General features: G+C 50.4%; 15 protein-coding genes. 10 read left to right on the forward strand and 5 right to left on the reverse strand.

Features of this window, described 5'->3' with window-relative positions; genetic code table 11:
- Positions 1-4 precede the first annotated feature (4 nt).
- Complete coding sequence (locus OGV98_RS08630) at positions 5-1,087, forward strand: ABC transporter ATP-binding protein (RefSeq protein WP_044700116.1); 1,083 nt, start codon at positions 5-7, stop codon at positions 1,085-1,087.
- Positions 1,088-1,153: 66 nt separating this feature from the next.
- The gene (locus tag OGV98_RS08635) at positions 1,154-2,059 is read left to right on the forward strand and encodes an OmpG family monomeric porin (RefSeq protein WP_046670756.1); all 906 of its coding nucleotides are present in this window, start codon (positions 1,154-1,156) and stop codon (positions 2,057-2,059) included.
- A 32-nt stretch (positions 2,060-2,091) separates the two neighbouring features.
- On the opposite strand, the gene OGV98_RS08640 is transcribed toward OGV98_RS08635, so the two are convergent.
- Complete coding sequence (locus tag OGV98_RS08640) at positions 2,092-3,102, reverse strand: LacI family DNA-binding transcriptional regulator (protein WP_003843961.1); 1,011 nt, start codon at positions 3,100-3,102, stop codon at positions 2,092-2,094.
- Between the two features lie 228 nt (positions 3,103-3,330).
- On the opposite strand from OGV98_RS08640, the gene pspE reads away from it, so the two are divergent.
- From pspE to tyrR, 4 genes are all read left to right on the forward strand, one after another.
- Positions 3,331-3,648: a thiosulfate sulfurtransferase PspE gene (gene pspE / locus OGV98_RS08645; protein WP_003020447.1), complete on the forward strand. Its 318-nt coding sequence runs from the start codon at positions 3,331-3,333 to the stop codon at positions 3,646-3,648.
- A 142-nt stretch (positions 3,649-3,790) separates the two neighbouring features.
- Positions 3,791-5,188 carry a YcjX family GTP-binding protein gene (locus tag OGV98_RS08650; protein WP_003020444.1) on the forward strand — a complete coding sequence of 466 codons (1,398 nt, stop codon included), beginning with the start codon at positions 3,791-3,793 and terminating at the stop codon, positions 5,186-5,188.
- On the forward strand, positions 5,185-6,246 hold the full coding sequence (locus tag OGV98_RS08655) for a YcjF family protein (protein WP_286551249.1): 1,062 nt from the start codon (positions 5,185-5,187) through the stop codon (positions 6,244-6,246). The genes OGV98_RS08650 and OGV98_RS08655 overlap by 4 nt, the downstream gene beginning before the upstream one ends.
- Before the next feature lie 147 nt (positions 6,247-6,393).
- Positions 6,394-7,938, forward strand: a complete 1,545-nt coding sequence (tyrR, locus tag OGV98_RS08660; RefSeq protein WP_032935606.1) for a transcriptional regulator TyrR — start codon at positions 6,394-6,396, stop codon at positions 7,936-7,938.
- A gap of 53 nt (positions 7,939-7,991) precedes the next feature.
- Here tyrR and tpx read toward each other — a convergent pair whose 3' ends face one another.
- On the reverse strand, positions 7,992-8,498 hold the full coding sequence (gene tpx, locus OGV98_RS08665) for a thiol peroxidase (RefSeq protein ID WP_003020437.1): 507 nt from the start codon (positions 8,496-8,498) through the stop codon (positions 7,992-7,994).
- Between the two features lie 115 nt (positions 8,499-8,613).
- Here tpx and ycjG point away from each other — a divergent pair, with 115 nt between their 5' ends.
- On the forward strand, positions 8,614-9,579 hold the full coding sequence (ycjG, locus tag OGV98_RS08670; protein WP_003840784.1) for an L-Ala-D/L-Glu epimerase: 966 nt from the start codon (positions 8,614-8,616) through the stop codon (positions 9,577-9,579).
- On the opposite strand, the gene mpaA is transcribed toward ycjG, so the two are convergent.
- Positions 9,554-10,282, reverse strand: a complete 729-nt coding sequence (mpaA, locus tag OGV98_RS08675; RefSeq protein ID WP_003020433.1) for a murein tripeptide amidase MpaA — start codon at positions 10,280-10,282, stop codon at positions 9,554-9,556. The genes ycjG and mpaA overlap by 26 nt on opposite strands.
- A gap of 184 nt (positions 10,283-10,466) precedes the next feature.
- Here mpaA and mppA point away from each other — a divergent pair, with 184 nt between their 5' ends.
- Positions 10,467-12,080, forward strand: coding sequence for a murein tripeptide ABC transporter substrate-binding protein MppA (gene mppA / locus OGV98_RS08680; protein ID WP_003840789.1), 1,614 nt, complete (start codon positions 10,467-10,469; stop codon positions 12,078-12,080).
- A gap of 99 nt (positions 12,081-12,179) precedes the next feature.
- On the opposite strand, the gene OGV98_RS08685 is transcribed toward mppA, so the two are convergent.
- Positions 12,180-12,743, reverse strand: coding sequence for a MarR family winged helix-turn-helix transcriptional regulator (locus tag OGV98_RS08685; RefSeq protein ID WP_044700109.1), 564 nt, complete (start codon positions 12,741-12,743; stop codon positions 12,180-12,182).
- A gap of 114 nt (positions 12,744-12,857) precedes the next feature.
- On the opposite strand from OGV98_RS08685, the gene OGV98_RS08690 reads away from it, so the two are divergent.
- Both OGV98_RS08690 and OGV98_RS08695 read left to right on the forward strand, forming a co-directional pair.
- Positions 12,858-13,088: a glutaredoxin family protein gene (locus OGV98_RS08690; protein ID WP_016150313.1), complete on the forward strand. Its 231-nt coding sequence runs from the start codon at positions 12,858-12,860 to the stop codon at positions 13,086-13,088.
- Between the two features lie 66 nt (positions 13,089-13,154).
- The gene (locus OGV98_RS08695; protein ID WP_061550115.1) at positions 13,155-13,430 is read left to right on the forward strand and encodes a Rho-binding antiterminator; all 276 of its coding nucleotides are present in this window, start codon (positions 13,155-13,157) and stop codon (positions 13,428-13,430) included.
- 5 nt (positions 13,431-13,435) lie between these two features.
- Here OGV98_RS08695 and OGV98_RS08700 read toward each other — a convergent pair whose 3' ends face one another.
- Positions 13,436-14,206, reverse strand: a complete 771-nt coding sequence (locus OGV98_RS08700; RefSeq protein WP_202581290.1) for a DeoR/GlpR family DNA-binding transcription regulator — start codon at positions 14,204-14,206, stop codon at positions 13,436-13,438.
- Between the last annotated feature and the right edge of the window lie 55 nt (positions 14,207-14,261).

The raw sequence follows: 14,261 nt of genomic DNA on the forward strand, positions 1-14,261 counted from the left end.
CAACATGGCACAGCTTTCGTTGCAACACATTCAAAAAATTTACGACAACCAGGTACACGTCGTTAAAGACTTCAATCTGGAAATTGAAGATAAAGAGTTTATTGTTTTTGTTGGCCCTTCAGGCTGTGGGAAGTCAACGACGTTGCGCATGATCGCCGGTCTGGAGGAGATCAGCGGTGGCGATCTGCTGATTGACGGTAAACGGATGAACGATGTGCCGGCGAAATCGCGCAACATTGCGATGGTCTTTCAGAACTATGCGTTGTACCCGCACATGACAGTCTATGACAACATGGCGTTTGGCCTGAAAATGCAGAAAATTGCCCCTGCAGTGATTGAGGAACGTGTCAACTGGGCGGCGCAAATCCTTGGCCTGCGCGATTATCTGCAACGTAAACCGGGTGCGTTATCCGGTGGTCAGCGTCAACGTGTGGCACTTGGGCGTGCGATTGTTCGTGAGGCAGGGGTCTTCCTGATGGATGAACCCTTATCGAATCTCGATGCCAAACTTCGCGTACAGATGCGGGCAGAAATAAGCAAGCTGCATCAGAAACTCAATACCACCATGATATATGTTACCCACGATCAAACAGAAGCCATGACGATGGCGACGCGTATTGTGATTATGAAGGATGGTATTGTTCAGCAGGTCGGTGCGCCGAAAACAGTTTATAACCACCCAGCAAATATGTTTGTCGCAGGATTTATTGGCTCACCGGCCATGAACTTTATTCGTGGCGCGATTGACGGTGATAAGTTTGTTACTGAAACACTAAAATTAACGATTCCAGAGAATAAATTAGCACAATTAAAAACGCAGGGTTATGAACATCAGGCGATCACGCTGGGTATTCGCCCTGAGGATATCCATCCGCAGCTTAATAATGAAAATAGTGTATCGGCAAAAATTAGCGTTGCAGAACTCACTGGCGCTGAATTTATGCTTTATACCATTGTTGGGGGGCATGAGTTGGTGGTCCGTGCCGGTGCAGTGAATGATTATCACGCAGGAGAAAATATCACTATTCATTTTGATATGGCGAAATGCCATTTCTTTGATGCTGAAACTGAAGTGGCTATTCAATAAAATTTCGGGGGGATATCCCCCCCAAGCCTTGGGGCATTTTTGCGAGTATTTTAACAAGGAATAATAATGAAAACCCTACTGTCCGCGACTGCGCTGATTATGAGCGCAGGAATGGCCTGCGCGCAGGCTGCTGAAAAGAATGACTGGCACTTTAATATCGGAGCTATGTACGAAATAGAAAACGTTGAAGGTCAGGGCGAAGATATGGATGGACTGGCTGAGCCGTCCGTCTATTTTAATGCGTCCAATGGACCGTGGAAAATATCACTGGCCTATTACCAGGAAGGACCGGTTGATTACAGCGAGGGTAAGCGCGGTACGTGGTTTGACCGCCCTGAACTGGAAGTCCGCTATCAATTCCTTGAAAGCGAGAATGTTAATTTCGGCCTGACCGGTGGCTTCCGTAATTACGGTTATCACTATGTCAATGAACCCGGAAAAGACACAGCTAATATGCAGCGCTGGAAAGTGCAGCCAGATTGGGATGTTAAACTTACCGATGATCTGCGCTTTAGCGGCTGGTTTGCGATGTATCAATTCGTTAATGATTTGAGCACCACTGGCTACTCTGATAGCCGCGTCGAAAGTGAGAGCGGGTTGAATTATACGTTTAACGAAACAGTAGGGTTAACGGTCAACTATTACCTTGAACGTGGCTTTAATCTGGCAGATTCGCGTAATAATGGTGAGTTCTCAACCCAGGAAATTCGGGCTTATCTGCCTCTGTCCTTCGGCAATACAACCCTGACGCCGTATACCCGTATCGGGCTTGATCGCTGGTCAAACTGGGACTGGCAGGATGATCCTGAACGCGAAGGCCATGATTTCAATCGCCTCGGTTTATTGTATGCGTATGATTTCCAGAACGGTTTATCAATGTCTCTGGAGTATGCTTATGAATGGGAAGATCATGACGAAGGTGAAAGCGACAGGTTCCATTATGCTGGCATAGGCGTGAACTACGCATTCTAAAAATGAACAGGGGCATTATTATGCCCCTGTTTTTACACCAGTGAGTCCGCCAACGATATTTGCGTGCTCACCGTGATATTCTGTAATCCTTTTTCACCTGCAATCAGATTAAATAATAAATTACAACTTTGCTCACCCAACTGCTGAGTAGGTACATCAATTCCACCAGGAACTGGTGTGAGCATAAAAGAAAGTAGCTCATTACTATAGCCTACAACGGCAAGTTGTTTTGGGATGGAAATGTTTTTCTCGGCCGCTACGCGATATAAACTCATTAACTTTAAGCTGTCTGTCGCAAATACGGCATCGGGTAACGGTTGCTGACTCAGTAATTTTCGAGAAGCAAGTAGGGCGGTTTCATGAGTATACCCCCCGTCAATAACCCACTCATCGCGCATTTTAATGTTATGTGCCTGCAGGCTGGCTTTATAACCGTTAACGCGATCGATAGAAACATGAACGTCAAGCGGTGCATGCAAACAGGCTATATTACGGTGGCCACTCTCAATCAGTGCATTTGTCAGCGTAATACTGTCGCGATAATTATCGGTGTCTACAGAATAGACATTAGTGTAGTCACCTTCAACCTTCCCGATAACCACAACCGGGACGTTGTATTTATCCAACCGAGCAAAAAATGATTCATCGGCAGGAGAGCTCAGCATAATGATCCCTTTGATCAACTTCTGCTTAATTTTGCTCTCACATTTTTGTAAATCATCTTCGGTGCTTCGCGACGTCTGCAATATGACATCAAAACCGACTTCTTCAGCCTTGGCAGTAATTGCATGCAATACTTCAGAGAAAAACGGATTACCGGCAGTTGTTTTTGCAGAACGGGTAGATATCACCATTATTGCATCAAATCCGGAAGAGGTAAGCGCGCGAGCTAGTTTATTAGGCTGATACTGTAACTCATCAATTGCGCGCAGCACCTTTTCAAGCGCCTCCGGCGAGATGTTGGTTTGCTTGTTAAGCACGCGCGATACCGTGGATTTTGATACACCAGCGGCTCGTGCAATATCATAAATGGTAGGAGACATAGATCCCAAGCTCCGTCCGAGAGTCAATGGCGGACATATTATGGAGTTAAGTGGCGAATGACAACAATCTCGGAATGCGAGTAGGAAAATCAAAAGGCTAACCGCACTATGTGCGTGCTGAGGAACAATCGTCCACGGGTGCGGACGGTGATAATGCGGTCGCAATATTTTCTTAAGAACTGGCGTATAGTGTAAGGGTTAAATCCAACTATCAGTCAGGAAGATATTATGTTGAAGAAAAGCGTATTAGCGTTGGCACTGGTTATTGGCATGCCGGTTTATGCTGCCGAGCACTGGATTGATGTTCGCGTTCCTGAACAGTACCAACAGCAGCATATTCAGGGGGCTGTCAACATCCCGTTAAAAGAGATCAAGGCGCGTATCGTAACTGAAGTTCCAGATAAGAACGATACCGTGAAGCTCTATTGCAACTCCGGGCGTCAATCAGGGCAGGCGAAAGATATGCTGACTGAAATGGGCTACACGCAGGTGACCAACGAAGGTGGCATCAATCAGATAGCGCTTCCTAAAGTAGAGAATAAATAAACCGCCCACATTCATTCTGCTACAGGCGGTAAGAATAATGCCGCCTGATACAGCTCAGGTAGTTGATAAGTAAGAATTGCCCCCTATCTTTACTTCCTGTTTGTTATAATTTCTTCGGTTCCTTCAGCAAAACGGGATGGCGATGAAGCGACTTAAAAATGAATTCAATTCGCTGGTTAATCGTGGCGTAGACCGGCATTTGCGCCTGGCTGTCACCGGACTTAGCCGGAGTGGTAAGACGGCGTTTATCACCGCAATGGTAAATCAGTTACTCAATATTCATGCCGGTGCGCGTTTGCCGTTGCTCAGTTGCGTGCGCGAAGAGCGTCTGCTTGGCGTGAAACGGGTTCCACAACGCGATTTTGGTATTCCGCGCTTTACCTATGATGAAGGACTGGCGCAGCTGTATGGCTCTCCGCCGACCTGGCCGACACCAACGCGCGGTGTGAGTGAAATTCGTCTGGCACTGCGTTACAAGTCTAATGACTCATTACTGCGCCACTTTAAAGACACCTCCACGCTGTACCTGGAAATCGTCGATTATCCGGGGGAGTGGCTGCTCGATTTACCGATGCTGGCCCAGGATTATTTGAGCTGGTCGCGGCAAATGACCGGATTATTACAGGGCCAGCGTGGCGAATGGTCGGCAAAATGGCGGCAGTTAAGCCACGGGCTGGATCCACTGGCACCTGCTGACGAAAACCGTCTGGCGGAAATTGCTGCTGCCTGGACGGAGTATCTGCATCAATGCAAGCAGCAGGGACTGCACTTTATTCAGCCGGGCCGTTTTGTTCTGCCAGGAGATATGGCGGGCGCGCCTGCGTTGCAATTCTTCCCGTGGCCGGACGTCGATGCCTGGGGAGAATCGAAGCTGGCGCAGGCAGATAAACACACCAATGCGGGCATGCTGCGCGACAGGTTTAATTACTACTGTGAAAAAGTCGTGAAGGGATTTTATAAGAATCACTTCCTGCGCTTTGATCGTCAGATTGTGCTGGTCGATTGCCTGCAACCGCTCAACAGCGGGCCACAGGCGTTTAACGACATGCGTCTGGCGCTGACCCAACTGATGCAAAGTTTCCATTATGGACAGCGCACGCTGTTTCGTCGGCTGTTTTCTCCGGTGATCGACAAACTGCTGTTTGCCGCCACCAAAGCTGACCATGTCACGGTCGATCAGCACGCCAATATGGTGTCGCTTTTACAGCAGTTGATCCAGGATGCCTGGCAAAACGCTGCGTTCGAAGGTATCAGCATGGATTGTCTGGGCCTGGCATCGGTGCAGGCAACCACCAGCGGCCTTATCGATGTGAAAGGTGAAAAGATCCCCGCGCTGCGTGGTAATCGTCTGAGCGATGGCGAACCGCTAACCGTTTATCCGGGGGAAGTGCCCGCGCGTTTACCTGGACAGGCATTTTGGGACAACCAGGGCTTTCAGTTTGAGGCGTTTCGCCCGCAGGTGATGGATGTCGATAAGCCCTTACCGCATATCCGTCTTGATGCCGCGCTGGAGTTTTTAATAGGAGATAAATTGCGATGAGCGAGCCGTTAAAACCGCGTATCGATTTCTCAGGTCCGCTGGACGAGGAACAAAATGCGGCGTTTAAAGCGCAGCAGATGTTTAACGAAACGGAGGCGCAGACTTTTTCTCCGGCGACAGTGGATGAACCACTGGAAGACGAAGGTCAGGCAGAAGCCGTTATTGATGCGGCCCTTCGCCCTAAACGTAGTCTGTGGCGTAAGATGGTGATGGGTGGCCTGGCGCTGTTTGGCGTGAGCGTTGTCGCTCAGGGTGTGCAGTGGACCATGAATGCCTGGCAGACTCAGGACTGGGTCGCGCTGGGAGGATGTGCCGCAGGCGCATTGATTATCGGTGCAGGGGTTGGATCGGTGGCGACAGAATGGCGTCGGCTATGGCGATTGCGTCAGCGCGCGCACGAGCGCGATGAAGCGCGAGATCTGCTCCACAGCCATGGAACCGGAAAAGGCCGTGTATTTTGTGAAAAGCTGGCGCAGCAGGCGGGCATCGATCAGTCTCATCTGGCATTGCAGCGCTGGTATGCCTCAATTCATGAAACGCAGAACGATCGTGAAGTGGTTAGTCTGTACGCCCATCTGGTGCAGCCGGTGCTGGATGCGCAAGCCCGGCGCGAGATTAGCCGTTCAGCGGCAGAATCCACACTGATGATTGCCGTCAGTCCGCTGGCGCTGGTGGATATGGCGTTTATCGCCTGGCGCAATCTGCGGCTGATTAATCGTATTGCTTCGCTGTATGGCATTGAGCTGGGTTATTACAGCCGCCTGCGTTTGTTCCGTCTGGTGCTGTTGAATATCGCTTTTGCCGGGGCCAGTGAACTGGTGCGGGAAGTAGGAATGGACTGGATGTCGCAGGATTTAGCCGCCCGCTTATCAACGCGTGCAGCTCAGGGCATTGGCGCGGGGTTATTAACGGCGCGTCTGGGCATTAAAGCTATGGAACTTTGCCGACCATTGCCGTGGATCGATGATGATAAGCCACGGCTGGGCGATTTCCGCCGCCAACTGATTGGTCAGGTGAAAGAGACCTTACAAAAGAATAAATCTCCGCGCGAAAGTTAACTATAAAACAGGCGCCGATCGTTTAACTTTACGCCCCGGCGCCCAATTTTCCAGCTCGCTGTCAATATTTGTTGACAGAGTTCTTCCTGCAAACCAAATACTGGCTTATCATTTAACACATAATCCCTTGTCCAGGTGAAGGTTCCTATGCGTTTGGAAGTCTTTTGTGAAGACCGTCTTGGTCTGACCCGCGAACTGCTCGATTTACTGGTGCTGAGAAGCATTGATTTACGCGGTATCGAGATTGACCCCATCGGGCGAATTTACCTTAATTTTGCTGAGCTGGAGTTCACCAACTTCAGCAGTCTGATGGCTGAAATCCGCCGTATATCAGGCGTTACGGATGTGCGTACTGTACCCTGGATGCCTTCAGAGCGTGAACATCTTGCGCTGAGCGCGCTGCTTGAGGCGCTACCAGAACCGGTCCTTTCTCTGGATATGAAAAGCAAAATCGAGATGGCGAATCCTGCGAGCTGTCAGCTTTTCGCCCACAGTCAGGAACGGATGCGCAATCATACCGCTGCCCAGTTAATCAATGGGTTTAACTTCCAGCGCTGGCTGGAAAGCAATCCGCAGGATTCCCATAGCGAACATGTCGTGATTAACGGACAGAATTTCCTGATGGAAATTACGCCTGTCCATTTGCAGGGCGAAAATCAGGAGCAGATGCTGACCGGTGCGGTGGTGATGTTGCGCTCCACTATCCGAATGGGACGCCAGCTGCAAAATATGACTACGCAGGATCTCAGCGCGTTTAGCCAGATTATTGCCGTCAGCGCCAAAATGAAACACGTGGTGGAACAGGCGCGCAAGCTGGCGACGTTGAGCGCGCCGCTGCTGATTACCGGTAATACCGGCACCGGCAAAGATCTCTTTGCTCATGCCTGCCACCTGGCAAGTCCGCGTGCGTCAAAACCGTATCTGGCGCTGAACTGCGCGTCAATTCCTGAAGATGCGGTTGAAAGCGAGCTGTTTGGCCATGCGCCGGAAGGTAAAAAAGGCTTCTTTGAGCAGGCGAATGGCGGTTCGGTTCTGTTAGATGAAATTGGCGAAATGTCGCCGCGTATGCAGACCAAATTGCTGCGTTTTCTCAATGACGGCACGTTCCGTCGTGTGGGAGAAGATCACGAAGTTCATGTTGATGTTCGCGTGATTTGCGCAACGCAAAAGAACCTTGTGGAACTGGTGCAGAAAGGACTTTTCCGTGAAGACCTCTATTATCGTCTGAATGTACTAACGCTAAACCTGCCGCCGCTGCGCGATTGCCCACAAGATATTATGCCGCTTACCGAACTGTTTGTGGCGCGTTTTGCCGACGAGCAGGGCGTGCCGCGTCCGAAACTGTCCGCAGATCTCAGCACGGTACTAACTCGTTATGGTTGGCCGGGCAACGTGCGTCAGCTTAAAAATGCGATCTACCGGGCTCTGACCCAGCTAGAAGGCTATGAGCTGCGACCACAGGATATTTTGCTGCCGGATTACGATGCGGCAACGGTTGCTGTCGGAGAAGAGGTGATGGAAGGGTCGCTGGATGAAATCACCAGCCGCTTTGAACGCTCCGTGTTGACGCAGCTGTATATGAATTATCCCAGCACGCGCAAGCTGGCCAAGCGCCTAGGTGTTTCGCATACTGCGATTGCTAACAAATTGCGTGAGTATGGACTGAGCCAGCAGAAAAAAAGCGAAGAGTAATGCCGTAAATGAAAATGCCTCCATGCGGAGGCATTTTTGTATGCAGACGCAGCTTACGCTTTCAGTACGTCCAGCGCAGCGGTGTAGTCTGGTTCGTTGGTGATTTCATTGACCAGCTGGCTGAAAACAACGTTATCATTTTCATCAATAACGACCACGGCACGTGCGGCCAGGCCTTTCAGCGGGCCTTCAGCGATTTCAACACCGTAGTTTTTCAGGAATTCAGCGTTGCGCAGGGTGGACAGCGTGATAACGTTGCTCAGACCTTCCGCGCCGCAAAAACGAGAGTGGGCAAATGGCAGGTCGGCTGAGATGCACAGTACGACGGTATTGTCGATTTCTGTCGCCAGTTGGTTAAACTTACGTACCGATGCCGCGCAAACGCCGGTATCAATGCTTGGGAAAATATTCAGCACTTTGCGCTTGCCTGCGAACTGGCCCAGCGTAACGTCAGACAGGTCTTTAGCCACAAGGGTAAAAGCCTGAGCTTTGCTTCCAGCCTGAGGAATAGAGCCGGCAACTGCAACCGGGTTGCCCTGGAAATGAACGGTTTGTGACATGGTTATCTTCCTGTTTACATATAGTTAACGTCGAGGCTAGTTTATGCCATCAGCAGTTAACACGGCAAACGCTATTTGCGGATATCCGCTTCAGGGACTGCATTAAGGAAAACAAATGAGAACAGTTAAGGTATATGAGGAAGCCTGGCCGCTGCACACTCCCTTTGTCATTGCCCGTGGGAGCCGGACCGAAGCGCATGTGGTGGTTGTCGAAGTGGAAGAAAACGGCGTCACAGGTATAGGCGAGTGCACACCGTACCCGCGCTACGGTGAAAGCGATGCCTCAGTGCTGGCGCAAATTATGAGCATTGCGCCACAACTGGAAAACGGAATGACGCGTGAAGAACTGCAAAAGCAGCTGCCAGCGGGGGCAGCGCGTAATGCCGTGGATTGCGCGTTGTGGGATCTAAGCGCGCGTCAACAGCAGCAGTCGCTGGCGGAATTAGTGGGAAGTGAACTGGCGGAAGTGGTGACTACGGCGCAAACCGTAGTGATTGGCTCGCCGGAACAAATGGCTGCGAGCGCGGCTGCGCTGTGGGAAAATGGCGCGAAATTGCTGAAAGTTAAACTGGATGCTCGCTTGATTAGTGAGCGAATGGTTGCCATTCGTGCAGCTGTTCCTGACGCCACGATTATTGTCGACGCCAACGAATCCTGGCGGGCAGAAGGCCTTGCGGCACGCTGTCAGCTGCTGGCTGATTTAGGGGTTGCGATGCTGGAGCAGCCGCTGCCGGCGCAGGATGATGCCGCGCTGGAGAATTTTGTACATCCGCTGCCCATCTGCGCAGATGAAAGCTGCCACACCCGTAGCAGTCTGAAAGCGCTGCACGGACGCTATGAAATGGTCAATATCAAACTGGACAAAACAGGCGGCCTGACGGAAGCGCTCGCGCTGGCAACCGAAGCACGCGAGCAGGGATTTGCGCTGATGCTGGGCTGCATGCTGTGTACCTCCCGGGCGATCGGCGCGGCATTACCCCTTACGCCACTGGTTAGCTTTGCCGATCTTGATGGCCCAACGTGGCTTGCCACCGATGCGGTGCCAGCCCTGCATTTTACGACCGGGCAGCTCCATCTCTAGGGTGCCAGCGCAGGAGATTGGACATGGCCAGCAGGTATTTTTCGCTCGCTTCATCCGATGAAATGGGCGGAAATTCGGCGGTTATACAGTGTAAGTTTAGGTCTGCGCACCAGCTACCAAAAGAGCCGGGCGTTTCATAACCTACACTGGTGACCAGAGGCAATTCAAACGATTGTGCCAGCCACGCGCCCAGCTCGCTGCTTCTGGGATCTTCAATACAGGCCAGTGGATCGTGAAAAGAGACTACCCAGGCGGGATGAATTCGGTGAATAAGCTGACACAATGCCTGGGTTTCTGGTTCCGAGCCCGGATGATCGCCGGTCAACAACACCACATCACGCTCTTCTGCGCTACTGTTCCAGCGATACACCGTTTCGCCTGCTTTCCAGTTTGCGGCGGGAAAGTTACGGTTAAGATCGACGCCGTTCGCATTTGCGCGCAGCCCAAGCTGGCAACCGTCAGGGTTTACGGCTAGCACCACATGATGGCGACGCAGGGAAGGGTTAAGCGTACGCAATGCGCAGGAAAGGGTAACGACCGAGGAGTTTTCGTCGCCGTGCGTTCCCGCCAGTATCAGGCCGCTTTCACGATCGGCTGCCAGTGCAGGAAACCAGATTAGCGGTGCGCCTAACAATGAACGTCCGTAATGTTCGGTTCCAGGTGGGAATGCGCCGCGCTCGGCACGGGGACGGGTAACGGTCATAGTCATCTCTGAATGCTTGGATTGTTACTCGCAGTGTTGTGCAAAATGTATGGATAATCAAATCGTTTTCACACACTTATCTTTTCAGGTGTAATATCACTTTCTTGTCGGAAGTTAATTGCATTTCCTGCTGGCGATACAAATAATTACACATTCACTTAGTAGCCGGAATCGAGGGTATCTTATGCAGCATTCTGTTTCAGTAACCTGTTGTGCGTTGTTGGTTAGCAGCATTTCTTTATCCTGGGCTGCTGATGTTCCCAGCGGAACGGTACTGGCAGAGAAACAAGAACTGGTGCGTCATATAAAAGACGAACCGGCGTCGCTTGATCCGGCAAAGGCCGTCGGGCTCCCTGAGATTCAGGTAATTCGTGATTTATTTGAAGGGCTGGTCAACCAGAATGAGAAGGGTGAGATCGTACCTGGCGTCGCTACCCAGTGGAAGAGTAACGATAACCGCATCTGGACGTTTACGCTGCGCGACAATGCGCAATGGGCGGATGGTACGCCCGTAACGGCGCAGGATTTTGTCTACAGCTGGCAGCGTCTGGTTGATCCAAAAACGCTGTCGCCGTTTGCCTGGTTTGCTGCGCTGGCGGGTATTAATAATGCTCAGGCTATTATCGATGGCAAAGCCACGCCTGATAAACTTGGCGTTAGTGCTGTCGATGCGCGGACATTGAAAGTTCAACTGGATAAACCGCTGCCCTGGTTTGCCAATCTGACGGCGAGTTTTGCATTTTATCCGGTACAAAAAGCCAACGTTGAGAGCGGCAAAGAGTGGACCAAACCGGGTAACCTGATTGGTAACGGCGCCTATGTGCTAAAAAATCGCGTCGTGAACGAAAAACTGGAAGTTGTCCCGAACACGCATTATTGGGACAACGCCAAAACAGTGCTGCAAAAAGTAACCTTCCTGCCAATTAACCAGGAATCGGCAGCGACCAAGCGCTATCTTGCTGGTGATATTGATATCACGGAATCCTTCCCGAAAAATATGTACCAGAAACTGTTGAAGGATATCCCGGGTCAGGTTTACACCCCGCCGCAGCTTGGTACTTATTATTATGCCTTTAATACCCAGAAGGGACCGACTGCCGATTCACGCGTGCGTCTGGCGCTCAGCATGACTATCGATCGTCGCCTGATGGCGGAGAAGGTGCTGGGTACCGGTGAGAAGCCTGCATGGCATTTTACGCCGGATGTAACGGCAGGATTTGTGCCTGAACCTTCACCGTTTGAGCAAATGAGTCAGGAAGAATTGAATGCGCAGGCGAAAACGCTGCTGCGTGCGGCGGGCTATGGTCCACAGAAACCGCTTAAACTGACGCTGCTGTACAACACCTCAGAAAATCATCAGAAGATTGCTATCGCAGTGGCTTCTATGTGGAAGAAAAACCTTGGTGTTGACGTGAAATTGCAAAACCAGGAGTGGAAAACCTATATTGATAGTCGTAATACCGGCAACTTTGATGTGATCCGTGCCTCCTGGGTGGGTGACTACAATGAACCTTCTACGTTCTTGTCGCTATTAACATCGACCCATACGGGCAATATCTCCCGCTTTAATAATCCGGCATACGATAAAGTGTTGACCCAGGCTACTCTGGAGAATACAGAAAAAGCGCGGAATGCTGATTATAACGCTGCGGAGAAAATTCTGATGGAACAGGCGCCTATTGCGCCGATCTATCAGTACACTAATGGGCGTTTAATTAAACCGTGGCTGAAAGGGTATCCGATTACTAACCCTGAAGATGTGGCCTATAGCCGCACAATGTATATCGTTAAGCACTAGTTGGATACACTCTCCTGATAACCTTCGTTAACCTCATCTAAAACCAGAGCTGGCGCGGATTTCAGCGCCAGCACCTCTCGTTAACCTTTGTTAACCGCATTACGTTTCCGGCGGTTGATGCTCACGGCAAATCAGCAACGAATCTTCTTCACTTAATCTCTCTTTCGTCAGATTACAAAATCCCTGACCATCAATTTTTTGGTGGAACCGACAGCTATGGCAAAGACCAAAGCCAGGCACATTGTTGGTCCTCTGGATCCCGCGTAACAGTTCTAACAGCAGCTCTCTGAGTACGCTCGCCCGTTCACCCATTGCCGATTCACCCTCCACTAAAAACGTGGGGGGCAGCAGGGCTTCCAATAAGGTATTGGCCGACTCACTTAAGTGTAGATGGACGCTACGTTTATCACGGTCATCCGGTTTGCGAACAATCAACCCTTTGTTTTCCAACAGCTTCAGCGATTGCGACACGGTACCTTTGGTGAGACCAAGGTAGTCTGTCACGCCAAGCGGCGTATTGGAATAACGGTTACAACGGGCCAGATACATTAACGCACTAAGTTGTACTGGCTGGAGATCCACCAGTAAAGGATGCTGGCGAAACCACATCCGTGTCAGGCTGGAAAGCCGGTCAAGTACGTCGAAAAGTGACATGTCGGGCATAACAAATCCTCCTCGGCATATAGTATCGATTGAAAACTATATTGACAAAGAATAAAAGCAACGTACTATAAATTATAGTATCGAATCGATACTATAATTTATAGGAGATGTATCATGACTAAAGCTCGTTTCTATCATGCAGGTTGCCCGGTTTGTGTTTCCGCAGAACAAGCTCTTCTGCAGCACTTGTCTGCGGATGTTGAAATCGATGTGGTTCATCTGGGAGAGCATCCTGATCGGGTTACCGAGGCTGAAGTGGCTGGCGTGAAATCTGTTCCGGCGCTGGTGATTGACGGCAATGTGCTGCATATTAATTTTGGCGCTCCCATTGAAGCGTTGAAATAGCTGGATAGTTCGGGAAGTTGCGTTGGCGATTTCCCGAATATACAAGACGTTGGGGAATGTAACGCGATGAAAACGACCGAAGAGTATCACCCGATAGATTGCGATCTTCATGATTATCTGGAAATCGCCTGCATATACCACTATTGGTTGCGCATTGAACTAACGGATGGCACATGTTTTGATGCTAAAGCGTTGACGACGTGTACCACTGTGGAAAAAGAAGAATTTCTGGTAGTGGGGCAATCTGAAAATCAGCAAAAAATCCGTCTGGATTGTCTGTCAGCTATCACCGCGCTGACGCCAGGAGCGACGTTTAGCACAGTAAGTTTTCAGAGAGCCTGACACGGTTAGACGGTATAAATCCGAATGTCGTGCGCCTGGAATGCTGTGGCGTACTCTTTGCTGATGTTGTCCTCTACAACAATTACATCAATATTGCTGCTTTCGGTAACGACATATCGGGCGATGGCTGGGATTTTTTCAGCGGTTAGCGCGACGATAGTTTCATTACATTGTTTGATCACCGCTTTTTTGAACTCACAATCCGCATAATCAAACCCCGTTAAGCCGGATTCAGGCGACATCGCACAGCCGCCAATAAATCCCTGATCGAATAAAATGTCCTGCACTTGTGCGATGGCGGAAGCTCCCACACACCCGCCAGAAGATCTCTGTACCGCGCCGCCCAGAATAATGACCTCAAACAGCGGTTTTTTTAGCAAAACGGCGGCAATCTCCGGTGAATTTGTCACCACGGTTAACGCCAGTTCGGCGGGCAGAGCTTCTGCCATCGCCAGATTGGTGCTACCCGTGTCGATAAAAATACAGCTTCCGGATTTGACCAGTCTGGCACATCGCTGCGCGATGTTGCTCTTTTTGGCCACATTAATACCCTTGCGCACGGCAATGTCTTCGGATTCAGGGAGTGCAATTACCGCGCCACCATAGACCTTCTTGCACACGCCATCTTTGCTCAATTCATGCAAGTCACGACGAATTGTATGTTCAGAAACGCCTAATCGGTTCGCGAGTTCAGAACAAATGACTCTGCCGTTTTCTTGCAGGATCTGATAGATAAGCGCCTGGCGCTGTTCCGGGAATGCGGCGTAATCGAGCATAGATACTCCAGGTAAAATAAACATCGAGCAATAAAGTGCATGATCGTGCATTATG

Origin of the sequence: Citrobacter sp. Cf136, assembly GCF_030333815.1 — a bacterium.
In the GTDB taxonomy this organism is placed as follows: domain Bacteria; phylum Pseudomonadota; class Gammaproteobacteria; order Enterobacterales; family Enterobacteriaceae; genus Citrobacter; species Citrobacter freundii.